At 71.4% G+C, this 24448-nt stretch carries 17 protein-coding genes; 5 read left to right on the forward strand and 12 right to left on the reverse strand.

The features are described from left to right. The first annotated feature begins 77 nt into the window (after positions 1 to 77). Positions 78 to 2348: an AbfB domain-containing protein gene (locus ABZ565_RS30155; protein ID WP_361033818.1), complete on the forward strand. Its 2271-nt coding sequence runs from the start codon at positions 78 to 80 to the stop codon at positions 2346 to 2348. 58 nt (positions 2349 to 2406) lie between these two features. Here ABZ565_RS30155 and ABZ565_RS30160 read toward each other — a convergent pair whose 3' ends face one another. Further along, positions 2407 to 3246, reverse strand: coding sequence for a phytanoyl-CoA dioxygenase family protein (locus ABZ565_RS30160; protein ID WP_361033747.1), 840 nt, complete (start codon positions 3244 to 3246; stop codon positions 2407 to 2409). A gap of 155 nt (positions 3247 to 3401) precedes the next feature. Here ABZ565_RS30160 and ABZ565_RS30165 point away from each other — a divergent pair, with 155 nt between their 5' ends. After that, the gene (locus tag ABZ565_RS30165) at positions 3402 to 4406 is read left to right on the forward strand and encodes a LacI family DNA-binding transcriptional regulator (RefSeq protein ID WP_361033750.1); all 1005 of its coding nucleotides are present in this window, start codon (positions 3402 to 3404) and stop codon (positions 4404 to 4406) included. A gap of 80 nt (positions 4407 to 4486) precedes the next feature. Here the strand turns inward: ABZ565_RS30165 and ABZ565_RS30170 are convergent, their stop codons facing one another. The 10 genes from ABZ565_RS30170 to ABZ565_RS30215 form a co-directional block, all read right to left on the reverse strand. Beyond that, positions 4487 to 7762: a LamG-like jellyroll fold domain-containing protein gene (locus ABZ565_RS30170; RefSeq protein WP_361033753.1), complete on the reverse strand. Its 3276-nt coding sequence runs from the start codon at positions 7760 to 7762 to the stop codon at positions 4487 to 4489. A 230-nt stretch (positions 7763 to 7992) separates the two neighbouring features. Further along, complete coding sequence (locus ABZ565_RS30175) at positions 7993 to 9090, reverse strand: NADH:flavin oxidoreductase/NADH oxidase (RefSeq protein ID WP_361033756.1); 1098 nt, start codon at positions 9088 to 9090, stop codon at positions 7993 to 7995. A gap of 128 nt (positions 9091 to 9218) precedes the next feature. Further along, positions 9219 to 9497 (reverse strand): DUF1876 domain-containing protein, encoded by a 279-nt coding sequence (locus ABZ565_RS30180; protein WP_361033759.1) that lies wholly within the window; start codon positions 9495 to 9497, stop codon positions 9219 to 9221. Positions 9498 to 9586: 89 nt separating this feature from the next. Then, positions 9587 to 9967, reverse strand: coding sequence for a hypothetical protein (locus ABZ565_RS30185; protein WP_361033762.1), 381 nt, complete (start codon positions 9965 to 9967; stop codon positions 9587 to 9589). Between the two features lie 39 nt (positions 9968 to 10006). Further along, complete coding sequence (locus ABZ565_RS30190) at positions 10007 to 13228, reverse strand: glycosyl hydrolase 115 family protein (RefSeq protein ID WP_361033765.1); 3222 nt, start codon at positions 13226 to 13228, stop codon at positions 10007 to 10009. A 20-nt stretch (positions 13229 to 13248) separates the two neighbouring features. Beyond that, the gene (locus tag ABZ565_RS30195; protein ID WP_361033768.1) at positions 13249 to 14334 is read right to left on the reverse strand and encodes an endo-1,4-beta-xylanase; all 1086 of its coding nucleotides are present in this window, start codon (positions 14332 to 14334) and stop codon (positions 13249 to 13251) included. A 152-nt stretch (positions 14335 to 14486) separates the two neighbouring features. After that, positions 14487 to 16901: a glycoside hydrolase family 3 N-terminal domain-containing protein gene (locus ABZ565_RS30200; protein ID WP_361033771.1), complete on the reverse strand. Its 2415-nt coding sequence runs from the start codon at positions 16899 to 16901 to the stop codon at positions 14487 to 14489. Positions 16902 to 16953: 52 nt separating this feature from the next. After that, complete coding sequence (locus ABZ565_RS30205) at positions 16954 to 17847, reverse strand: carbohydrate ABC transporter permease (protein ID WP_361033774.1); 894 nt, start codon at positions 17845 to 17847, stop codon at positions 16954 to 16956. 4 nt (positions 17848 to 17851) lie between these two features. Then, positions 17852 to 18781 carry a sugar ABC transporter permease gene (locus ABZ565_RS30210; RefSeq protein WP_361033777.1) on the reverse strand — a complete coding sequence of 310 codons (930 nt, stop codon included), beginning with the start codon at positions 18779 to 18781 and terminating at the stop codon, positions 17852 to 17854. 2 nt (positions 18782 to 18783) lie between these two features. Further along, positions 18784 to 20037: an extracellular solute-binding protein gene (locus tag ABZ565_RS30215; RefSeq protein WP_361033821.1), complete on the reverse strand. Its 1254-nt coding sequence runs from the start codon at positions 20035 to 20037 to the stop codon at positions 18784 to 18786. A gap of 214 nt (positions 20038 to 20251) precedes the next feature. Here ABZ565_RS30215 and ABZ565_RS30220 point away from each other — a divergent pair, with 214 nt between their 5' ends. Both ABZ565_RS30220 and ABZ565_RS30225 read left to right on the forward strand, forming a co-directional pair. Next, a complete protein-coding gene (locus ABZ565_RS30220) occupies positions 20252 to 21310 on the forward strand; it encodes a LacI family DNA-binding transcriptional regulator (RefSeq protein WP_361033780.1) in 1059 nt (352 codons plus the stop codon). Positions 21311 to 21423: 113 nt separating this feature from the next. Then, a complete protein-coding gene (locus ABZ565_RS30225) occupies positions 21424 to 22512 on the forward strand; it encodes an exo-alpha-sialidase (RefSeq protein ID WP_361033783.1) in 1089 nt (362 codons plus the stop codon). A 28-nt stretch (positions 22513 to 22540) separates the two neighbouring features. Here ABZ565_RS30225 and ABZ565_RS30230 read toward each other — a convergent pair whose 3' ends face one another. Next, positions 22541 to 23218 (reverse strand): uracil-DNA glycosylase, encoded by a 678-nt coding sequence (locus tag ABZ565_RS30230; RefSeq protein ID WP_361033786.1) that lies wholly within the window; start codon positions 23216 to 23218, stop codon positions 22541 to 22543. Between the two features lie 85 nt (positions 23219 to 23303). Here ABZ565_RS30230 and ABZ565_RS30235 point away from each other — a divergent pair, with 85 nt between their 5' ends. Beyond that, the gene (locus ABZ565_RS30235) at positions 23304 to 24314 is read left to right on the forward strand and encodes a BadF/BadG/BcrA/BcrD ATPase family protein (protein ID WP_361033789.1); all 1011 of its coding nucleotides are present in this window, start codon (positions 23304 to 23306) and stop codon (positions 24312 to 24314) included. Positions 24315 to 24448: the final 134 nt, after the last annotated feature.

Below are 24448 nucleotides of genomic sequence, written 5' to 3' on the forward strand. Positions count from 1 at the left end.
CTGTGAGCCGTTTACGTGTGCCCGGCCGAAGGCCGTGGTGGAGACGGGCGATCGCGACGACCGGCCTGCTGGCGCTGGTGTCCTCCGCACTGGTAGGGGTCGGCGCCTCGCCGGCCGGGGCGGCGTCCTGGTCGCCCAAGACGCCTCCGATGACAACGCCCTGGACCGGTCAGGTCCCGGTCGACAAGCCGCTGCCGGAGTACCCGCGCCCGCAGCTGACCCGGTCCGACTGGGCCAACCTCAACGGCATCTGGGACTTCGCGGTGACCGGGCGGGACGCCGGGCAGCCGTCATCGTTCACCGAACAGATCCGAGTGCCCTTCGTCGCCGAATCCGCGCTCTCGGGCATCCAGCGCAGGATCACCGAGAAGGACAAGCTCTGGTACAAGCGCACCTTCGCCGTGCCGTCGAACTGGAACGGCCGCCGGACCGTGCTCAACTTCGGCGCGTCCGACTGGCAGACCACGGTCTGGGTCAACGGCACCCAGGTGGGCGCGCACAAGGGCGGCTACGACTCGTTCTCGTACGACATCACGCCGCAACTCAACGGCGGTACGAACACGATCGTGGTGTCCGTCTACGACCCGACGCAGACCGGCGGCCAGGCCGTCGGCAAGCAGCGGATCAACGACGTCAAGCCGCACAATGGGGGCGGGATCTTCTACACCGCCGCCTCCGGCATCTGGCAGACCGTGTGGCTGGAACCGGTCGCCGCCGCGCACATCACCCGGCTGGACATGACGCCGAACCTGGGCGACAGCACCCTGCGGGTGAAGGTGCAGGCCGCCTCGGCGTCCGGGCGCACCGCCAGGGTCACCGTCTCCAGCGGCGGCACCGTGGTCGGCACGGCCACCGGTACGGTCGGCTCCACGGTCTCCGTACCGGTGCCGAACACGCATCTGTGGACCCCGGACGACCCGTTCCTCTACGACGTCAGGGCGGAACTGCTCGACGGTTCGGCGGTGACGGACTCGGTCGGCAGCTACACCGGCATGCGCTCGATCGCGATCGCGAAGGTCGACAACGTCCTGCGGCCGGTCCTGAACGGGAAGTTCGTGTTCCAGACCGGCACGCTGGACCAGGGGTACTGGCCGGACGGCATCTACACCGCGCCGACCGACGCCGCCCTGAAGTCGGACCTCCAGGCCCACAAGGACCTCGGGTTCAACATGGTCCGCAAGCACATCAAGGTCGAACCGCAGCGCTGGTTCTACTGGGCGGACAAGCTGGGGCTCCTGGTCTGGCAGGACATGCCGGCCATGGACACCGGCAAGTCCCCCGACTCGGCGGCCCGCACCCAGTGGGAGGCCGAGTTCCACGCGGTCATCGACCAGCACCGCAGCTCGCCGTCGCTGGTGATGTGGGTCGACCAGAACGAGGGCTGGGGGCAGTACGACCAGGCCAGGATCGCGAACGAGGTCAAGGCGTACGACCCGAGCCGGCTGGTCGACAACATGAGCGGGGTCAACTGCTGCGGCTCGGTGGACGGCGGCAACGGTGACGTGGTGGACAACCACATCTACGTCGGCCCCGGCAACACCGCGCCGACCGGGACCCGGGCGGCCGTCCTCGGCGAGTTCGGCGGCCTGGGTTACAAGGTGCCCGGGCACGAGTGGTTCCCCGGCGGCGGCTTCAGTTACGAGGACCAGCCGAGCATCGCCGCGCTGAACGACCGGTTCGTGGGACTCATCGACGGTATCCGCGTCGGCCAGCTCCCGGCGGGCCTGTCCGCCTCGGTGTACACCGAGATCACCGATGTGGAGAACGAGGCCAACGGGCTCCTCACCTACGACCGCCAGGTCGTCAAGGTGGACGCGGCGCGGGTGCGGGCCGCGAACCAGGCCCTGATCAACGCCTCGAAGAACCCGGCCCCGCCGGTGACCCTGCCCACCGGGGGCTACAAGTCCCTGCGGGTCACCACCCCCGGCTACACCAACAAGTACCTGCGCCACCAGGACTCGCTGGCCTTCACCGAGGTGGTCGACGGCAGCAGCGGCGCGCTGCTGAAGAACGACGCCACCTGGAAGATCGTGCCGGGCCTGGCGAACGGCAACTGCTACTCGTTCGAGTCGCGCAACTACCCGGGCGAGTATCTGCGCCACCGCGACTTCCGGGTCCGCCGCGAGGCCGACGACGGCTCCGCGCTCTACAAGGCCGACGCCACCTGGTGTGCGGTCGCCGGCACCGGCGGTGTGCGGCTGACCAGCGCGAACCTGCCGGGCAGCTATCTGCGGCACATCAACTCCGAGGTGTGGCTCGCCGCCCCGGGCGGTGGCCACGACTGGGACAACCCGGCCACGTTCGCCGAGGACACCACCTGGGCGGTGGAGGCGCCCTGGGCGCCCTGAGGTGAGGTGCGGTGCGTGTGCCGGGGCCGGGCGGGTCCTCCGCCCGGCCCCGGCTCCGTCATGCGTCGCCCATGACCAGGCCCTCGATGGTGTGCTTCTGCACGATGGGCTCGAGCCGGTCGACCACCGGGCAGCCCAGGTGCGCCCGGACCCGCTCGGGCAGCGCCTCCCAGAAGCCCCGGGTGACCGCCATGTCGTGGTGGCCGTCGTTCCCCGCGCCCGGGGCGTCCACCCCGAGGACCAGGACCGGGCGCGGGTCCTGCGACTGGTTGGCCGTACCCCGGTGGATGGTCAGGGCCGACCGGGCCGAGATGTCGCCGCGCTGCGGGAACTTCCGCTCCCCCAGGGCCTCGTAGCGCGGGTAGTCCTCGCGGCGCGGGAACATCGCGTGCCCGAAACGGGCGTCGTCGTCCCACTGGGTGCCGGGCGCGATCTCGAACGGGCCCATGTCCTCACGCGTGTCGACGGCCGTGAGGTTGAACGCCAGCGACGTGAGCCTGCGGTCGCGGCGGGTCTCCTCCGGCATCGGGAAGTCGCGGTGCCAGGGCTGGTTCACCGCCCCGGCCAGCGGCACGTCGAAGCCCAGCTCCACGATCCGGTAATCGGGGCCGAGGACCGCCTCGCTGACCGCGCGCACCCAGGGGTGGTCGACCAGGTCCACGAAGCCCCGCAGCTGCTCGGGGTGGATCTCCACGTAGTACCGGTGCGGGCCGCGGCCGACCGCGCCGCCCTCCCGGCCGCGCGCCTCGGCGAACGCCGCGTCGATGTCCTCGCGCATCCGGTCCGCCCACTGCGGGCTGAACGCCCCGCGGCAGGCGGTGATCCCGGCCCCGTACAGATCGCGCACCGCGTCCTCGGCGGGCGGGAACGGGGCGGTGGTGGTCGCGGCCTCGGTCATGGTGTGGTCCTTCCTTCGTTCGGAGCACCCCCATATTGCAACGTTGCAACCAACGTGGCAAGAGCCTGTACGGGCGGATCTCGCCCCACCTGTTACGGTCACTGCCCACGGGACGCGGGCCCCGCGCCCGCCGGCAGAGAGCAGGAGCACCGAACGTGGCAGCGAGACTCAAGGACGTGGCCGCGCTCGCGGGTGTGTCCGTCAGGACCGTCTCCAACGTGGTGAGCAACGCCGCCGCCGTCGCCCCCGGCACCCGGGCCCGGGTGCTCGCCGCGGTGGAGGAGCTGGGCTACCGGCCCAACCTCGCCGCCCGCAACCTCCGCCAGGGCCGCACGGGGCTCATCGGTGTGGCCGTCCCGGAGATCCACTCCCCCTACTTCGGTGCGCTGACGGGCCTCCTCATCGACGCCGCCCAGGAGCGTGGCTGGACGGTGCTCGTGGAGCGCACGGGGGGCCGGGCGGACCTGGAACGGAGGCTGCTGGACGGCTCCGAGGGACACCAGGTGGACGGGATGATCATCAGCCCGTGGTCGACGCCCCCCGCCGAACTGGCCTCGCTCGCGGGCGGCCTGCCGCTCGTCGTGCTCGGCGAACTCGATCCGCACGGGTCCATCGACCATGTGGCCCTCGACAACGTGGCGGCGGCCCGGGACGCCGCCCGGCATCTGGTGGCGTCCGGCCGCCGGCGGGTCGCCGCGATCGGGCTCCAGTCCGCGCTGGGGCACGGCACGGCCGAGCTCCGGGCCGAGGGCTTCCGGCTGGGGCTCGCGGAGGCGGGGCTGAGCCCGGTCGCCGAGGTGGAGGTGGCGGACCTGCACCGGGAGGAGGGGGCGCGGGCGCTGCGCGAGCTGCTGCTCCTGCCGGAGCGCCCGGACGCGGTGTTCTGCTTCAGCGACGAACTGGCGCTGGGGGCGCTGCGGGTGGCCGGCGAGCAGGGGGTGCGGGTGCCGGGAGACCTGGCGCTGGTGGGCTTCGACGACATCGAGGACGGGCGGTTCTGCACGCCTTCGCTGACCACGGTGTCGCCCGACCTGGCGCAGATCGCGGAGCGGGCGGTGCAGTGCCTGAGCGAGCGCGTCCTCGGGCGGCTCTCGGGGCTGGCGGCGCGCCGGATCGTGGTCCCGCACCGGTTGCTGGTCCGGGAGAGCAGCGGGGCGTAGGCGCGCGGGCAGCCGGATGCTCCCGGCGGTGCGGGCCTGTGCCGCGCACCGCCGGGAGCGGTCCTGGGAGCGGGGCGGGCTTACGCCTTCCCGCCGTCGTACAGCGCGGTCACCTCCTGGTCGGTGAGCGCCTTGTCGTACACCTGGACCTGGTCCACGGAGCCGTTCCAGAAGTCGGTGTTGTTGCCCGACCACTTGGCGCGGCCCACGGACAGGGCGCCGCTGCTGACGTCGGCCGATCCGGCCGCGGCGGTGGAGGCGAGCTTGCCGTCCACGTACAGCTTGATCTGATCACCGCTGCGGACGCCGACCAGGTGGTACCAGTGGCCGAGCTCCGGGGTCAACTCCGCCCGGGCCCGGTGGGCGCCGGGGGTGGAGAAGGCGAACGCGCCCTGACCGTACTGGAGGTAGAACGGGTTCTCCTGGCGCCGGCCGTCCTGGCTGACGACGGTGGCGTAGTTGCCCGGCAGCGCGTCCAGGGACGCCCAGGCCGAGACGGTGTAGTCGCCGGTGGTGTCGACGACCGGTCCTTCGGTCTCCGCGTACTGGCCGTCGCCGTCGAACTTCAGCGCCGAGCCGTGCACACCGGTGGTCCAGGACGTGCCCTCGGAGAGGGTGAGGTCCTTGTGGTTCGGGCCGCTGTCAGCGGCCTTGGTGCCCTTGTTCTCGTCCAGCGACCAGGAGCCGCCGCCCTTGACCGGGGTGCGGGAGCCCGCCGCGGCGCCGGCGGCGATGACCTCGCGGTTGATCTTACGGACCTGGGCTGCGTCGACCTTGATCTCGCGGCGGTCGTACGTCCAGAGGCCGTTGAGCTCGTTCTCGAGGTCGGTCACCTGGGTGTAGATGGAGCCGGAGAGTTCGGCGCCGGCCGCCTCCAGGTAGTACTTACGGGTGTTCTCGACGTACTTGGCGGTCAGCGCGGCCTTGTCGGCGACACCGCTGTAGATCACGGTCGGGGCGCCGGGCCACATGTGGCCGGGCATCCGGAGGGTGAAGCCGCCGTGCTCGCCGTCCATCGCGGCGCGGCTGGCGTCCGGGAAGGCCGGGTCGGTGTTGTTGTAGTCGTGGTGGTCGATGATGTCGCCCTTGCCCGAGTCACCCTTGGAGTTGCAGCAGTTGACACCGCTGTGGGCATTGACGATGCGGGAGGGGTCGGCGGCCTGGACCTTCTCGGTGATCTTGCCGGTCTCGGTGCGGTCCCATTCGCCCCAGCCCTCATTGAAGACGATCCAGGAACCGATCGAGGGGTAGTTGTGGAGCTGCTTCATCATCTCGGCGCCCTGGTCGAGGAAGGCCTGGTGGCCCTTCTCGTTGGTGAGGTTGCCGGAGACGAAGTCCTGCCAGACGAACAGACCGAGCTGGTCGGCGTGGTAGTACCAGCGGGCGGGCTCGACCTTGATGTGCTTGCGCACGGAGTTGAAGCCGAGGTCCTTCTGCGCCTTCAGGTCGAAGACCAGCGCGTCGTCACTGGGCGCGGTGTTCAGACCGTCCGGGTAGAAGCCCTGGTCGAGCTGGGCGAGCGAGAAGAACGGCTTCCCGTTGAGGACGATCTTCTGGTAGCCGCCGACCTTGGCGATGCCGACGGAGCGCATGCCGAAGTAGCTGTCGACGGTGTCCTTGTACCGGCCGTCCTTGAGGGTGACCTCCAGGTCGTACAGGTATGGGTCGTCCGGCGTCCACAGGTGCTGCTTGGCGACGGGCAGGCTCAGGTCGCTGTTGGCCGGTCCGGTGACCGTGCCGACGACCTTGCCCTTCTTGTCGCGGGCGACGGCGGTGATCCGGGCGGACTCCGACGCGTCCTCGGATTTCACCTTCAGGGCCAGGCGGCCCTTGTCGATGTCCGGGGTGGTGGTCAGGGAGTCGACGGCCGCCGGGGCGACGGGCTCCATCCAGACGGTCTGCCAGATGCCTGAGGACGCGGTGTAGAAGATGCCGCCGGGGTTGGCCGACTGCTTGCCGGTGGGCTGGTCGGGGCCGGTGGTGTCGGTGACCCCGACGACGATCTCCTGCGGGCCGCTGCCCTTGATCGCGTCGGTGATGTCGGCGGTGAAGGCGGTGTAGCCACCGGTGTGCTCGGCGACCTTCTTTCCGTTGACCCAGACGGTGGCCCGGTAGTCGACGGCGCCGAAGTTGAGCTTCAGCCGGTTGCTCTTGCCGTGCTTGTCAGCCTTGACCGCCCAGTTCTGCGGGACGGTGACGAGCTTGCGGTAGAACATGTGGTCTTCGTGGCGCTCCAGGCCGGAGAGCTGCGACTCGACCGGGTACGGAACGGTGATGCGCTCACCGAGCTTCTTGCCGAAGACGGGCTGCTCGCCCGCCTCGGCCCCGGCGAACTCCCACTGGCCGTTGAGGTTCTTCCACTTGTCGCGCACCTGCTGCGGCCGGGGGTACTCGGGCAGCGGGTGGTTGCGGTCGGCCTTGTCGCCCCACTTGGTGGTGAGGCGGTGCGTGGAGTTGTTGGTGGCCGTGCGGTTGATCTCGGGGACGACCTCGCCGCCCGCCTTCAGGCCGCCCTTGCCGTCGTACGCGATCTTGACGCGCTGGCCCTTGAGGACGGCGGCGTCCAGCTTGACGACGAGTTCCTTGCCGCTGCGGGCCAGGGTGACGGACTTGACCGGCATCGGGGTGGTGTCGGCCTCGATGGTGAGGTGGTTCTTCAGGTCCGCGTAGTCGCTGACCTTGTCGTCGAAGACCGCGTGGAGCTCGGTGCCGTTGTCCGCGACGCTCAGCCCGACCGGGTAGACCTCGAAGTCGGCGGGCGGGGTGAAGGCGGACTCCGGGACGAACTGCCTGGCCAGGTTCGCGCTGGACCAGCGCAGGAACATGTTGGCGCCGCCGACGTCCTGGAACATCTCCAGCTTGAACTCGTGCGGCTCGCCGGCCTTGAGCGATATCGGCTCGCTGGTCTGCTCGTTGTCCCAGTCCGGCTGCCAGTGGTCGATGACGGCCTTGCCGTCGATGAAGAGCCGGAAGCCGTTGTCGCCGCTGGCGGCGAACGTGTAGTCGCCGTCCTCGGGGGCGGTGATGAAGCCGGTCCAGCGGGCGGTGGTGTTCTCGGTCTGCCCGGTGGTCGACTCGAACGTGCCGGTGAGACCGGGGAAGTTGATGTTCGGTTCGAGGGCGACCCCGCCGAGCTTGTCGAAGTCCCGCGCGCCGGGCGCGGACATGCTGAAGTACTCGCCCTTCAGCCCATGGACGGTGGTGGCCGGGTCGCCGGCCTTGAAGGTGGTCGAGGCGGCGCTCGCGGGGGCGGCCGCGGCGGCCGGGACGAGCGTGGCACCGAGGGGGATGAGGAGCGCGGCAGCGCAGGCCGCCGTCCTGAACAGAGCGCGGGGGTGGGGCGTTTGTGGTCTCAAGGCGTCGTCCTGTCGAGAGAGCTGAAGTGCCTCGAACCTGTGAGGCACAGCACACAATCGAACATTGAGCCACAGCATCAAACGCAAAACAACAGTCGTGCACGAGGATTTTTCAACGATAGAAATTACGGCCGACAGGAGCCCGCAACGGGTGCACGCAGACCGCCCCCTTCGCACACCTTGGGTGCGAAGGGGGCGGCCGGGGGCGAAAGGGAAGCCCTGAGGGAGGGTCAGATGGCGTAGCCGTACGGGGCGGGGGCGTGCACCGCGCCGTTCAGCGCGCGGGCGGCGTCCCGGGCCCAGGAGGGGCTGCGCAGCAGTTCGCGCCCGAGGAGGACGGCGTCAGCGCGGCCCTCGGTGAGGATCTTCTCGGCCTGCTGCGGCTCCGTGATGAGGCCGACGGCCGCCACGGGCAGCGAGGTCTCCCGCTTCACGCGCTCGGCGAAGGGCACCTGATAACCCGGGCCGGTGGCGATACGGGCACGGGGCGCGTTGCCGCCGGTGGAGACGTCGAGCAGGTCCACCCCGTGGTCCCGCAGGAGCGCCGCCAGCCGCACGGTCTCGTCGGCCGTCCAGCCCTCGCGCTCGTCCTCGGGGTTCTCGGTGAGCCAGTCCGTCGCGGAGACGCGGAAGAAGACCGGCAGTTCCTCGGGCCACACCTCGCGTACGGCGTCGACCACCTGGAGGGCGAGGCGGACGCGGTTCTCGAAGCTGCCGCCGTACTCGTCGGTGCGGTGGTTGCTGTGCGGGGAGAGGAACTGGCCGATGAGGTAGCCGTGCGCACCGTGCACCTCGGCGACCTGGAAGCCCGCCTCGACGGCGCGGCGGGCGGCCTGGCGGAAGTCGTCCACGACGCCCGCGATCTCCTCGGTGGTCAGCTCGTGCGGGACCGGGTAGCCGTCGTCGAAGGGCAGTGGGCTGGGGCCGACCGGGGTCCAGCCGTGATCCTCGGGGCCGACGGGGCCGCCGCCGGTCCAGGGCGCGGCGGTGGAGGCCTTGCGCCCGGCATGGGCGAGCTGAATGCCGACCGCGGAGCCGTGCGCCTTGACGAAGGCGGTGATCCGGCGGAACGCCTCGACCTGGGCGTCGTTCCAGATGCCGAGGTCGGCGGGGCTGATGCGGCCCTCGGGGCTGACGGCCGTGGCCTCGGTGAGGATCAGGCCGGTGCCGCCGGTGGCACGGGCGGCGAGGTGGGCGAAGTGCCAGTCGTTGGGCACACCCGTCTCCGGCCCCTCCACCGCGGCGCTGTACTGGCACATGGGCGCCATCCACACCCGGTTGGGCACGACAAGCGACCTGAGGGTGTAGGGCTCGAAGAGGGCACTCACGACGGACTCCGTTTCGCCGGGTACGGAAGGATCGCTAGTACGATACATCCCGTAGTACGACGCCCGTCAAATTACGACCGCTTCCGTACAACGCCCACCCTCGCGCCGGCGGCGTCGCGGAGCCCGGGTCAGCGGGGTTTCAGCGGGTACGAGCTGCGGCCGGCCGCCTCGTCGATCTCGTCGTGGGCCTTGGTCAGGAGCTTCATCGCCAGTTCGTTGAGCGCGCGGGCCCCGGCGATCTCCTCCCCCACCCGGGGCTGCTCCGTGTCGGAGGGGTGGCGGCTGGCGTAGCCGTGGGCGCGCACCTCCTGTCCGTCCGAGAGCCGCACCAGGGCGGCCGCTCGGGTGCGATGGGTGTCCTCCTCGAATGCGAGCTCGATGTGCCATCCGACAGCGGTTCGGGTCATGGCGGTCCACCTCCGGAAGGTCTCCCCTCCAGGGTGCGCCTGCCGCCGGGCCTTCGCGCGAGCGGGCGGGGCGGCCGCCCGGGCCTTGCTCAGGCGCCCGCCGGCCGGCCCCGGCGGCGGAGCGGGAGGGAGGCGCCGGCGTCGTACATCTGGTTCCAGCTGCGGCCGGCCCCTGAGGTCCAGGTGACATGGGCGGTGCCCCCTTCGACGCGGACGGCCTCCACGGTCATGGCGCGGTCGCCGTCGCGCACATCACCCCGGCGCAGTTCGTCCGCCCTGACGGTGACGGGGACGGCGGGCCCGCTCTCGGCCTCGTCCGCCGCGAGGCCGAGAGCGGCTGCCAGTTCCCGGGCCCGGGCCGGGGTGCACAGGAAGGTGTGCTCGCCGGACGGGGTGGCGACCGTGATCCCGACCTCCGCCCCGGAAGGGGCGACCTCCAGGATTACGTCGTCCCCGTGCTCGTCCGTCATCGCTGCGCACCTTCCCGTGTACGTTCCGTGCCCCCGGGCTCAGTCCAGCCGGAGGCTTTCCGGCGGGCCCAGGTAGCTGGGTTCGAGGCCGCCGGTGTCGATCACCAGGTTCTGGAGGACCACCGTCGGGTCGACCATCCAGAATTTCAGCACATGCACCCCGGGACCGGTGATGCGGTGGACCGTGCCGGTGATGTTGACGTTGTCGGAGGTGTGCCGGGCCCACTGGGGGTTCATGGTCCCGTCGTCGGCACCCGTGGACCTGGTGACGTTCACCCGCTGCGGGGCGTCGTCGTCGAAGGAGACCGCGTACGTCAGCCCGTCGGTCGGCAGTGGGTTGTTACGGGGCGAGAGGTACGCGTACACGGTGACCGGCCCGGTGGTGAAGAGGCTGACCCGGTACTCCAGGCGCGGGCTCCGGCCGCCGGGCGTCTGACGGGCGGCGGTGACCGGGAAGGGCTCCATGCCGGCCCCGGTCCGTCCGATGTCCGGAATGCGCTGCCAGGTGATGCCCCGGCCGCCGACGGCCCGGTGGTAGTGGTCGGCCTCGATGGAGACGTGGCCGCCGGCCTCCACGAAGCCGCCGAGCCGGGACCGGGAGAGCGTCGGGCGGTCGGCCACCGCCGTGACGGTCACCTCCGCCCCGTCCGGACCGGTGACGGTGACCGGGACGCGGGTGACACCCTTGGGTGCCCGGTCCCAGTCGACGCGCAGGGTGATCCGGTCCTGCGTGGTGACGCGGCCGCGCACCCGGTCGGCGGTCAGCCAGGACGCTCCGGTCCGCACCCGGTAGTCGAACGGGGCGCGGCCCCGGTTGAACACCTCGATGTACTGCGCGGGCCGGGTCTGGTACGGGCTGAACACCGGCAGCACGGCGGGCGCGGTCTCGTGCGGCCACCACGCGGTGGAACCGTCGACGGCGACGCCCATTCGGGCCCCGGCGGGCAGGTCGATGCGCTTGACGGCCGGGAAGAGCACGTCCTTGATGGCGACGTTGTCGATCTCGGGCTGCTGCCAGGGCGCGTTGGGTCCGTAGCGTTCGACGTCGCCGTAGTCGATGTGCGGCTGGGTCTGGAAGCCCTGCCACTTGCCGCCCGCGATCTTCTTGTTGAAGCGGTCGGCCAGGGCGAAGTCGTCGGCGAGCCGCGCCTCCGCGGTGGCCGCCAGCTCGTTGGTGAGGGCCCGGCCCTGGGCCGCGTAATGGATGTTGGTGAACTCCGCCTCGCGCAGCGCGTACAGGTTGGCGGTGGCCGCGACCTCGTAGCCGACCAGTTCGTACCAGGCGTCCTGCGCGGAGGCGGGCAGCCGGCGCCCGATCCGCCCGGCGCGCTCGCCGAGCCGGCGCCACTCCTCGGTGACGCGTTCCAGCTCGCGGTAGTGGACGAGGCTGAAGGGGGTCGCCCGGTCGTCGTAGACCACGGCCGAGCTGTCGGTCGCGGGGTCCTTGGCCGGGTCGAGGGTGATGCGGCGGTTGAGCAGCTCGGGCTTGCGGCGGGCCTGGAGCCGCGCGTACTCGCGCAGGACGGAGGCGATCTCGGCGGCCTGCTTCTCGCCGAAGTTCTGCCGGGCGTACGTCTCCTCCCACTCCGGCAGCCGGTCCAGCGTCCAGCGCTCCGGGTTCCAGGCGTACTCCAGGAAGAACTGCGTGGGCAGTTCGTTGCCCTTGAGGTCGCCGACGTTGGTGACCCACAGGCCGTGGTTGCCGTACGCGGCGCACTGGTGGAGCTGGTCCCACATGTTGGGGAGGGACGCGGTGTCGACCCACTTGTAGTTGCGGCCGACGCCCACGTAGTCGAAGTGGTAGTACAGCCCGTAGCCGCCCGCCCTCGGGCCCTCGGCGGGGTCGGGGAGCTTGCGGATGTTGGCCCAGTTGTCGTCGGTGAGGACCACGGTGACGTCGTCGGGGACGCGCAGGCCCCGGTCCCAGTAGCGCTGGACCTCCTTGTAGAGCGTCCAGACCTGCGGGATCGTGGTGATGTCCTTGCCGGAGACCTCGGCGAGGATCTTCCGCTGGGTGGCGATGATCTCGGTCATCAGCTCGATGCCGTCGCCGTCGGGGAGGCTGACGTCGCCGTTGCCGCGCATGCCGAGGGTGACGACTCCCTCGAAGTCCTCGTCCTTCATCCGGCGGATGCCGTCCGCCCAGTACGCCTTGAGCGCATCGGCGTTGCGGCGGAAGGACCACTCGCCGGTGCCCCCGTAGGGGTCGTGGCCGGGGGTGGTGATGTTGCCCTCGCTGTCGCGTACGGCGGCGACGGCGTGCCGGTTCCACTCCTCGATGCCGCGCATCATGGGTGCCTCGTGCGAGGTGCCCATGACGACGCCGTACGCCTTGGCGGTGGCGTGGTTGAGCGGGTCGTCCTCGGCGAAGGCGCGGCCCCAGACGGCCGGCCACAGGTAGTTGGCCTTGAGCCGGAGCATGACCTCGAAGACACGGGCGTAGAAGTCGGCGTTGAAGCCGCCCTCGAAGCCGGGCGCCTTGCCGGGGCCGAAGTAGGCGGGGGCCCAGGTGCCGAGCGCCGGGTTCTCGTCGTTGATGAAGAAGCCGCGGTACTTCACGGCCGGAGTGCCCTGGGTGTGGAGTCCGGGCAGTACGTGGATCTCGTCGCGGTGTACGGGGGTGACGTCGTCCCACCAGTACCAGGGCGAGACGCCGATGCCGCGCGAGACGTCGTACGCGCCGAAGACGGTCCCGCGCTGGTCACTGCCCGCGATCACGAGTGCACGTTCGACACCGGGCAGCGGGTGGTCCACGACGGTCTGGAGGCTGGTCTCCCACTTGCCCCGGATCGAGGAGACGTCGAGCCGGCCGTCTGCGACCAGCCGGTCGATCAGGGGGCTGCGGCCCACGGTGCCGACGATGGTGATCTCGCGGGCCTCCGGCACCGCCCCGTGCGAGAGGGCGGGGCGGACTCCGGTGACGCGTTCGATGTCGTCGCGGAGGTCGCCGGCGACCCTGACGACGCCCGGCCAGTCGCGGTCGCTGACCAGGACCGGTGTCGCCCGCCCGTGCCTGACCAGCGGGAAGCTGCCGCGCCGGGCGGTGAACGAGATGTAGGCGCCGGGGTCGGTGGGCCGTGGCGCGGGGCCGTGTCCGGTGGCGGACGCCTCACCGGTCAGTCCGACGAGGGAGCCGAGGGGGGTGGCGGTGAGCGCCGTGAGCCCGAGGCCGAGGCCGAGGACCGATCTGCGGCTGGTCCCCCGGGGTGTGTCGTTGCCGGAGGGGCCGGGGGTGTCGGGGCCGGGGGTGTCGCTGTCCATCCTGCTCTCCTTCTCCGTGCTCAGTTACGGCCGGCGGCGAGCAGCAGGTCGTCGCGCAGGGCGCTGTAGGCGGGCTTGGCCTTGTAGTCCTCGTCGAAGAGGTTGGCCGCGCCCTCGCCCTCGAAGGTGTCGGGCACCCAGGAGTACTTGTCGGTGAAGCCCCACACCGTGAAGTCGGTGCACTTGCGGGTGAGCAGACAGCCGCGCAGCAGCACGTCGTAACCCTCGGCCTGGGCCTCCTGCTTGGTGCTGTCGGAGGGCATCGGAATGCGGACGTCGGCCTCGGTGATCGCGGTCTCCAGGCCGAGGTCGTCGAACCGCTTCATGTTCTCGGCGATGTCGTGGGGCGCGTTGTACTGGACGGACAGGTGGCCCTGGATGCCGACGCCGTCGATCGGTATGTGCTGCTTGCGCAGCTTGACGACCAGGTCGTAGAGGGCGGTGCTCTTCGCGTTGACGCCCTCGATGTTGTAGTCGTTGATGAAGAGCTTGGCCTTGGGGTCGGCCTCGTGGGCCCAGCGGAAGGCGTCCGCGATGTAGCCGGGGCCCAGCTTCTGGAGCCAGATGCTGTCGCGCAGGGTGCCGTCGTCGTTGAACGCCTCGTTGACGACGTCCCACTGCCAGATGCGGCCCTTGAAGTGGCGGGCCTCGTCGGTGATGTGCTTGCGCAGGATGGCGCGCAGCTCGTCGGCGGTGAAGTCGCCGGTGGTGAGCCAGGCGGGCAGCTGGTTGTGCCACAGCAGGGTGTGGCCGCGCACGAGCTGGCCGTTGGCGCGGGCGAAGTCGACCAGTTCGTCGGCCGCCTTCCAGTCGTACTGTCCGCGGCTCGGCTCGACGGCCTCCCACTTCATGACGTTCTCGGGGGTGACCGAGCTGAACTCGCTCGCGGCCTTGGCGCGGTAGGGCGCGTCGTCCGCCAGGGCCGCCATGTCGACGGCGGTGCCGATGCGCACGCCCGACCGCAGGCCGAGGGCGCCCAGGGTGGTGGCCTGCGGGTCCTTGTGCTCGCGCCCATGGGCGTCGTGGGCGAAGGCGTTGATGGTGCACGGGGCGAGCAGGGCCGCGGCGGCGGCGCCGACCAGGACAGCCTTGATTGGCTTGCGCATGACAGAAACCCTTCGAGAGTGCGCGCGTCCGGGGCCACGGTGACCGGGGGGCGTGCGCGAGTGTGGGTGTTTCGAAAGTTTCGTGGATCTGTGGACCGGGCGGTGGCGCCGCGGTAAGGGCCGCGGCGCCCCCGCCCGGAGTACGGGTGCGGTCAGCCCTGTACGGGGGCGACCGCCGGCACGGATTCGACCTCCGCGTCGCACACCAGCCGGCGCCGGTGGTCGAGGGTGCGCTCAGGACCGGTGAGGCGCAGGTGCACCGTGTGCCGGATGTCCTCGGCACCGCTGGACGTCGCCAGCCGCAGCTCCAGCGCGCCGGGCTCCACGACGCGCCGCCCGGCGATCCCGGTGAAGGACACCAGGTCGGCGTGGAACCGGAAGCGCACCCGCGCCTCCTGGCCCGCGTCGAGCGGGACCCGGGCGTAGCCGATGAGCCGCGTGTCGGGCCGGGTCGTCTGGGCCACCGGGTCGTGCACGTAGAGCTGGACGACCTCCGCGCCCGCCCGGTCCCCGGTGTTGCGGACGGTCAGCTCGATGTCGGCGGAGCCGTCGGTGGGGATCTCCTCCGGGGCGGGGGCGCCGGGCTCCCAGGCGAAGGAGGTGTACGTGAGGCCGTGGCCGAAGGGGTACAGCGGCGTCGGGTCCAGATTGCTGACCCCGTTGGCGAGTCCGAGCGGCGGCTGGAGGTAGGTCCAGGGCTGGCCGCCCGGGTGGCGCGGGACGGAGACCGGCAGCCGGCCGGACGGGTTGACCCGGCCGGAGAGCACGGAGGCCAGGGCCGGGCCGCCCTCCTCACCGGGGAAGAACGCCTGGACCACGGCGGCGGTGCGGTCCGCCCAGCGGCCGAGCGCGTACGGGCGGCCGGTCAGCAGGACCAGGACGACCGGGGTGCCGCTGTCCAGCAGCGCGTCGAGCAGTTCGCCCTGCACGCCCGGGAGCGCGAGGTCGTCGGCGTCGCAGCCCTCGCCCGAGGTGCCGCGCCCGAAGAGCCCGGCCCGGTCGCCGAGCACGGCGACGCACACGTCCGCGTCCCGGGCCAGGCCGGCCGCCTCGGCGATGCCCGAGGTGTCGGTGCCGTCCACCTCGCAGCCGGGGGCGGCGGTGACCGTGGCCGCGGGGAACTCGCCGCGCACCGCGTCGAGCACGGTGGGGATGTCGATGCCCATGGCGGTCCCGGGGTGCAGGACGCCGACGTGGCTGGGGAAGGAGTAGCAGCCGAGCATGGCGAGCGCGTCGTCGGCGCGGGGGCCGATCACCGCGATCCGCCCGGTCCCGGCGAGCGGCAGCGCCCCCTGCGGATTGGCGAGCAGGACCACGGCCTGTTCGGCGAGTTCGCGGGCGAGGGCGCGGTTGCGCGGCGGGTCCAGGTCGATGGTCTCGCGCGCCTGCTCCGGGCCGGTCCCGCGCAGGAGCTCGGGAAGCGGGGTCCAGTCGGGGTCGAGCAGCCCGAGTTCGCACTTCTGGAGGAGGACCCGGTGCAGCGCGCGGTCGACCAGCTCCTCGGGGACCGTACCGGCCAGGACGGCGGCGGCGAGCTCGTCGCCGTAGCTGCGGACGGTGGGCAGTTCCACGTCGACCCCGGCGCTCAGCGCGAGGCGGGCGGCGTCGGCGCGGCCCTCGGCGACCTTGTGCAGGGTCTCCAGGAAGCCGATGGCGAAGTAGTCGGCGACCACGGTGCCCTCGAAGCCCCAGGTGTCACGGAGGAGCCCGGTGAGCAGGGCGGGGTCGGCCGCCGACGGCACGCCGTCGATCTCCGCGTACGACTGCATGACGGAGCGGGCACCGCCGTCGAGGAGGGCCATCTCGAAGGGCGGCAGGATGACGTCGGCCAGTTCCCTGGCCCCGGCCCGGACCGGCGAGAGGTTGCGGGCGCCGGCCGATGCCGCGTACCCGGCGAAGTGCTTGAGGGTGGCGACGATGCCGGCGGACTCCAGGCCCTTCACGTACGCGGTGCCGATGGTGGCGACGAGGTAGGGGTCCTCGCCGATGGTCTCCTCGACCCGGCCCCAGCGCAGGTCGCGCACCACGTCAAGGACCGGGGCGAGGCCCTGGTGGACGCCCACGGACCGCATGTCGCTGCCGATCCGGTGGGCCATCTCGGTGACCAGGTCCGGGTTCCAGGCAGCGCCCCAGGAGAGCGGGACGGGGTAGGCGGTGGCGCCCCAGGCGGTGAAGCCGGCCAGGCACTCCTCGTGGGCGAGAGCCGGGATGCCGAAGCGGCCGGCGCCCGCGATGGCCCGCTGGGCCCGGGCGAGTGAGATCGCGCCGACGGCGGGGTCGACGGGGGCGGTGCCGAAGGGGCGGGTCAGCTGCCCGAGGCCGCGCGGGATCAGCGCGTCCCAGTCGATGGCGTCGACCATCTCGTTCTGGTGCGGGGCGACCCCGTCCCCGTCGGCGTCGGCGCCCACCCAGATTCCGTACAACTGGGCGGTCTTCTCCTGGAGGGTCATCCGGGAGACGAGATCGGCCACACGCTCCTCGGGGGCGAGCGCGGGGTCCTGCCAGGGGCCGTCGACGGCGGTGGCCGCTTCGGTCCTGCGGGCATGCGGAACAGGGGGGTTTGCCATGGCGGCGGGAAATCCTCTCAAGAGTGCGGTGGTACGCGGCGGCATGGGTGCGTTACTTGCCGCCCACCCCCATCAGTCCGTTGACCAGTGCCTTCCGTGCCACGAGGTACACGGCGAAGATCGGTACGACGGAGAGCACGATCGCGGCGAGCACCGCCGGGATGTTCACCCCGAACTGGGACATGAAGTTGAAGAGACCGAGGGTCAGCACACGGTTCTCCTCCGACTGGGTCAGGATCAGCGGGAACAGGAAGCCGTTCCACGCCTGGAGAGCCGTGTAGATCGCGACCGTGCTGATGCCCGCCTTGGACATCGGGATCGCCAGCTGCCACAGCATCCGCAGCGACGAGGCGCCGTCCAGCGCCATGGCCTCGTACATCTCCTCGGAGACGTCGCGCATGGTGCCGCTGAGGATCAGCACCGCCACCGGCATCGCGAACGCCGCGGTCGGCAGGATGATGGCCGGCAGGCTGTCGTACAGGCCCATCTTGCTGATGAGCAGGTAGAGCGGCACGATCACGGCCTGGGCGGGGATGGCGACGCCGAGCAGGAAGGTGCGGAAGGCGAGCCCGGAGAGCCTGCTGCGGGTGCGTACCGCGACGTACGCGACGGGGATCGAGAGGACCAGCACGATTGCCGTGGTCGCCACGGCGACGATCGCCGTGTTGGACAGCATCGTGGAGAAGCCGCTGTCCAGCACCGTGCGGTAGTTGTCGAGCGTCGGGTCGGTCGGGATGGCCAGCGGGTCGCCGTTCAGCGCCTCGTCCTGGTGCATCAGCGAGGACGAGACGAGCGTGTAGAGCGGGACGATCACGAGCACGAGCCAGACCACCGAGCCGAGGCCGGCCAGCGGGTTGCCCCACCGGCGGCGGCGCGCGGCGGTGGCCGGGCGGGTACGGGTCAGGGGCCGTGCGGGGCGCGCCGCGGGGCGGGTGTCGATCGACATCGCGTCACATACCTTCCCGGGTGGAGCGCATGTTCCCGAAGCCGCTGAAGCGGACGAGGATCAGCGAGATCGCGGTGGCGACGACGACGAGGGCGGTCGCGATGGCGGCGGCGTACCCGAGGTCGTAGGTCTGGAAGCCGGTGCGGTACATCAGGTACGGCAGGATGGTGGTGTCCGTGCCCGGACCGCCCTTGGTCATGATGAGCACGGTGTCGAAGTAGGTCAGCGAGCCGACGATCATCAGGACCGAGGAGGTCGTGATGGTGTTGCGCAGCTGCGGCAGGGTGATGTGGAAGAACTGCCGGAACATGCCGGCACCGTCGATCTCGGCGGCCTGGTAGAGGACCTGCGGGATCTGCCGGGTGCCGCCCTGGTAGATCAGGGTGTGGAAGGGCATGAACTGCCAGCCGCCGACGAACGCCACGGTGAGCAGGGCGCCGGTGGACGAACCCATGATGTTCGGGTCGATGCCGAACCAGGGCCCGATCTCCTTGATGACCCCGAAGTTGGGGTCGAGCAGCGCGTGGAACAGCATCGCGATGGCGGTGGTGGACAGCAGCAGCGGGATGAAGAAGATCGCGGAGAGCACGGCGCGGCTGCGCTGCCGGCCGGCCGCCCAGACGCCGAGGAGCAGGGCCACCGGGGTCTGGAAGGCCCAGCTGATGGCGGTCAGGAGCAGGCTGAGCCAGGCGGCCTGGCGGAACTCGGGGTCCTTGAAGAGCCGGGTCCAGTTGGCCGTACCCGCCGAGGTCGGGGAATTCAGCCCGTCCCAGTGGCAGAAGGAGAGGTACACGGCGATCGCCAGCGGAACGATCGCGAAGAGGGCGAAGAAGAGGATGCCGGGCAGGGCCCAGGCGACCGGGGGGCGGCCGACGTTTCCGGCGGCCGCCTTCCGTCCTCCGCGCACCTTCGGTGACGAGGAGACGTGGGACATCGTTACTTGACGGCCTTCATTGCGGCGACGAACTGCTCGGGCGTGGACTTGCCGGCGAACAGCTTGCTGATCTCGGTGAGCAGCGGGGTGGCGATCTTGGATTCCAGCGCCTGGTCCCAGGAGAGGGTGAAGTCGGGGGCCTTCTGGACCATCTGGTACTGGTCGGTGGCGAACTTCGGGTTCGGCGATCCGCTCAGCATGGAGGCGGCGTTGGAGGTGGTGGGTACGTCGCCGTTGTCCACGAGGGCCTGCGCGTAGGACTTGGACGCCATGGTCTTCAGGAAGGCTATGGCCGCGTCCTTGTGCTTGGTGCGGGCGTTCACGGACCAGTAGTTGGTGGGGTTGCCGACCACGTCGGCCGGGTCGCCGACGCCGCCGGCGACGGTCGGGAAGTTCGTCCAGCCGAGGTCCTTCTTGGCGAAGTCGGGTGCCTTGCCGAGCTGGGTGGAGTACTCCCACGAACCCATCAGGTGCATGGCCGCCTTGCCCTTGTTGAGCAGGGTGGGCGCGCCGCCGTTGCCGTAGTCGACGGAGTTGAAGTTCTCGCCGAACGCGCCGTCGTCCACGAGCTGCTTGACGGTCTGGGCGGTCTTCAGGACGGCCGGGTCGCCCCAGGCGGAGCTGTCGCCGTTCTGGATCTTGCGGAAGACGTCGGGGCCGCCGATCCGGTCGAGCAGGTACTCCATCCACATCAGCTCGGGCCACTTGTCGGAGCCGCCGAGGGCGAACGGGGTGATGCCCTTGTCCTTGAAGGTCTTGATGGCCTTCTGCAGGTCCTCCCACGTCTTGGGGACCGTGACGCCGTTCTCGGCGAAGAGGGTCTTGTTGAAGAAGAGCATCACGGGCTGCATACCGCGCATCGGGACGCCGTAGACCTTCCCGTCGAGGCTGCCGGCGGTGACGATCGAGGGCAGGAAGCCGTCCTTCAGGGTGGCGTCGTTCTTGAACGTCGAGGTCAGGTCGACCAGCTGGTTCGCGTCGACGTACGGCTTGATGGAGCCGCCGCCCCAGTTGAAGAAGATGTCGGGGGCGCTGGGGGAACCCATGGCGCTGCGGAGCTTGTTGACGTAGTCGGTACCGGGCACCGAGACGAGCTTGACCTTGACGTCGGAGGTCTTGTTGAACTCCTTGACCGCCGCCTGCTGCACCTTCACCGCGTCGTCGCCGTAGACGTACGCGGTCAGCGTGCCGCCGCCGCCACCACTGCCGCTGCCGCCGTCCGATCCGCAGCCCGCCAGGACTCCCGCCATGACCATGGCCGCACCGGCCGCGGTCCATCTCGCCGCACGATTGCCCTGAGTGAAAATTCCCGACCGCATGACCGCACCTCTGTCGAATCTTTCGGAGTTGCTTGCGAATGTTGCCGGAACCGTACGGTTGGGTTTCCGGCCAGTCAAGAGGTCGCGGACAGCGAATTTTTCGCCGGGGCTTCCGCCTCCGTTCGGGCGCCGGGCGGTTACGATTCGCTGTATGAGCCCCGCAAACGTCCAGTCACATCAGGAGAATGCGCCTGCCGCAGCGCCGTCGGACGGCACTGCCACGCTGGCGGAAATCGCCCGAGCGGCCGGAGTCTCGGCTCCGACAGTTTCGAAAGTGCTGAACGGGCGTGCCGATGTCGCGCCCGGTACGCGCACCAAGGTCGAGGAGCTGCTGCTGCAGCACGGCTACCGCCGCAGACGCGGCTCGACCACGCAGTCGCAACTCATCGACCTGGTCTTCCACGAGCTGGACAGCGCATGGGCCATGGAGGTCGTACGCGGCGTGGAGAACGTCGCGCGCGAGGAGGGCCTGAGCCTGGTCCTCTCGGAGAGCGCGGGCCGCCTCAGCCCCGGGCAGACCTGGGTCGACGGGGTGCTGGCCCGCCGGCCGGTCGGGGTCATCCTGGTGCTGTCCGACCTCACCGCCGCCCAGCGCGCGCAGCTCACCAGCCGCAGCATCCCCTACGCGGTGGTCGACCCGGCCGGAGACCCGGGCGACGACATCCCGTCGGTCGGCACGACGAACTGGCAGGGCGGTCTGGCCGCGACCCGCCACCTCACCGGCCTCGGCCACCGCAGGATCGGCGTGGTCAGCGGCCCGTCCCGGATGATGTGCAGCCGGGCCCGGGTGGACGGTTACCGGGCCGCCCTGGGTACGGCGGACATCCCGATCGACCAGTCACTGATCCGCGAGGCCGAGTTCTCGCACGAGGCGGGGTACGCGGCCGGGATGGAGCTGCTGCGCTCGGCGGACCGGCCGACCGCCGTCTTCGCCGGCAACGACCTCCAGGCCCTCGGCGTGTACGAGGCGGCGCGCGAGCTCGGTCTGCGCATCCCGGAGGACCTGAGCGTCGTGGGCTTCGACGACCTGCCGCTCACCCGGTGGATCGGGCCGCCGCTCACCACGGTGCGCCAGCCCCTCATCGAGATGGCCGAGACGGCCGCCCGGCTGGTCCTCGACCTGGGCCGGGGCCGGCAGCCCGCGACGACCCGGGTGGACCTGGCGACGAATCTGGTGGTCCGCAGCAGTACGGCCCCGCCCTGCCGCTGAGGACGGCGGCCCGCCCGGGCCGGGGACACCCCGGGCCGAGGTCCGGGGCGCTGTCAGTGCCGGGGTGCAGACTGACCGATATCCGGCACAACGGCGTTTCGGGAGGTTCGGTCATGACCGATGTACTGCTCACCGTGGGCACCCGCAAAGGGCTCTTCATCGGCCGCAGGCGCGGCGGTACGTGGGAGTTCGACGGCCCCCATTTCAACGCCCAGGCGATCTACTCGGTCGCCATCGACACCCGGGGCGACCGGCCGCGGCTGCTGGTCGGCGGGGACAGCGCGCACTGGGGCCCGTCCGTCTTCCACTCCGACGACCTGGGCGCGAGCTGGGTGGAGCCGAGGACCCCGGCCGTGAAGTTCCCGGAGTTCACCGGGACCTCGCTGGAGCGGGTGTGGCAGCTGCAACCGGCGGGGCCCGAGGCGCCGGGCGTCGTCTACGCGGGCACGGAGCCGGCCGCGCTCTTCCGGTCCGAGGACGGGGGCGAGTCGTTCGAGCTGGTGCGCCCGCTGTGGGAGCACCCGACGCGTTCGCGGTGGGTGCCCGGCGGGGGCGGCGAGGGGCTGCACACGATCCTGACCGACGAGCGGGACGCACGGGCGGTGACGGTCGCGGTCTCCACCGCCGGGGTGTTCCGGACCACCGACGGCGGGACGAGCTGGGACCCCGCCAACAAGGGCGTCTCGGCGGTCTTCCTGCCCGACCCGGACCCGGAGTTCGGTCAGTGCGTGCACAAGGTCAGCCGGGACGCGGCCGACCCGGACCGCCTCTACCTCCAGAACCACTGGGGCGTCTTCCGCAGCGACGACGCCGGGGGCAACTGGACGGACATCGGCGCGGGCCTGCCCTCGGACTTCGGCTTCGCCGTGGCCGCCCACCCGCACCGCGCCGACACGGCGTACGTCTTCCCCATCAACGCCGACGCCGACCGGGTGCCCGCCGAGCACCGCTGCCGGGTCTTCCGGACCACCGACGCGGGCGCCCACTGGGAGCCCCTGTCGGCGGGTCTGCCCGAGAGCGCGCACTACGGCACGGTGCTGCGTGACGCGCTCTGCACGGACGACGCTGACCCGGCGGGGGTGTACTTCGGCAACCGCAACGGCGAGCTGTACGCGAGCGCGGACGACGGGGACAGCTGGGAGCAGCTCGCCTCGCACCTCCCGGACGTGCTGTGCGTACGGGCGGCGGCGGTCGAGGTGTGAGTTCTGCGGAACCGCTTACGGAACCCGCTTACGGAAGCCGCCAGTCGACCGGCTCGGCGCCCTGGGCGACGAGCAGTTCGTTGACTCGGCTGAACGGCCTGGACCCGAAGAAGCCGCGGTCGGCGGACATCGGGGAGGGGTGGGCGGACTCGATGGCCGGCAGGTCGCCGAGCAGCGGCCGCAGATTGCGGGCGTCGCGGCCCCAGAGCACGGACACCAGCGGCTTGCCCCGGGCGGCCAGGGCGCGGATGGCCTGTTCGGTGACCTCCTCCCAGCCCTTGCCGCGATGGGCGCCGGGCGAGCGGGGCGCGGTGGTCAGCGCCCTGTTCAGCAGCAGCACGCCCTGACGGGTCCACGGGGTCAGGTCGCCGTTCGACGGCCGGGGCAGCCCGAGGTCGGCGTTGAGCTCGCGGTAGATGTTCTCCAGGCTGCCCGGCAGTCTGCGGACGTCCGGGGCGACCGCGAAGCTCAGACCGATCGCCATCCCCGGTGTGGGGTAGGGGTCCTGACCGACGATCAGGACCCGTACGTCCTGGAAGGGCTGCTGGAACGCGCGCAGCACGTTCGCCCCGGAGGGGAGGTAGGTGCGGCCGGCCGCGACCTCCGCGCGCAGGAAATCGCCCATCTCGGCGATGCGCCCCGCCACGGGGGCCAGTGCGTCGGCCCAGCCGGGCTCGACTACTTCGTTCAACGGTCGCGCTGTCACAGAAGATCACCCTACCGGCGCAACGCGGTGCCCCGGGGATAGGGTGCTGCCCGTCCCTCACCTCTTCGCCCCCGGGAGCCGGTCCATGACGTCACACGGACAACCGGGCACCTTCGTACTCGGCGTGGATTCGGGCGGCTCCGGGCTCCGGGTGGCCCTGGGCACGGCGGAGGCGGACGCCCCCCTGGCGACCGTCGCGTGCGGCGGTCCGGTGCGCACCGGACCGCGCGGCATCGACGCCGCCCATCTCCTGGAACAGGTGCTGCCCGCGGTACGCGGCCTGCTGGACGAGCACGGCCCCGGCGGGCGGATCACCGCCGCGGCGGTCGGCGCCGCGGGGATGGCCACGCTGGGCGACGGGCTGCGCGCCGAACTGCCGGGCGCCCTGGCGGACGCGCTGGGGGTGCGCCGGATAGCGCTCGCGGCGGACGCGGTGACCGCGTACGCCGGGGCGGTCGGGCAGCGGCCCGGCGCGGTGGTGGCCGCCGGGACCGGGCTGATCGCGCTGGGCACCGACCTGGCGCGGTGGCGGCGGGCGGACGGCTGGGGGCACCTGCTGGGCGACAGCGGGGGCGGCGCCTGGATCGGGCGGGCCGGGCTCGACGCCGCGATGCGCGCGTACGACGGGCGGCGCGGCGGTTCGCCGGCGCTGCTGGCCCGGCTGGAGGCGGTGTTCGGGCCGCCGCCGGAGCTTCCCGGCCTCCTCTACCCGCGTGCCGACCGGCCCGCGCTGCTGGCCTCGTTCGCGCCGGAGGTGGCCGCGTGCGCGGACCGCGATCCGGTCGCCGAAGGCATCCTGCGGGGAGCCGCCGCGCACATCGCGGAGGCGGCCGCGGCGGTGTGCCCGGAGGCGAAGGCGTGCGAGGACGCCTGCGAAGTCGCGCTGACGGGCGGGCTGTTCCGGATGGGCGAACCGTTGCTCGTACCGCTGCGCGAGGAGCTGGCGCGGCTGCTGCCCGGGGCACGGGCGGTCCCCGGTTCGGGTGATCCCCTGATCGGTGCGCTGCGCATCGCCCAGGCCCTGGACGCCGGGGGCCTGAGGCTGCCGCACCACCCGACGCTGCTCTGCGTTCCGGCGCCCGGGCCCCGCTCGTAGGGCGACAAGCGCGCGAACGCTGACGTCAGATCAGGGCAGTCGCCCGGTAAGCCGCTGATCGGATAAAAGGGGACAGAGGCCGCTCGACCGGACCCTCCCCGCGCAGGGCGCTGTCCAAAACCAGTAGCATGCGG

It is taken from the genome of Streptomyces sp. NPDC016469, from assembly GCF_040632905.1.
GTDB lineage: Bacteria > Actinomycetota > Actinomycetes > Streptomycetales > Streptomycetaceae > Streptomyces.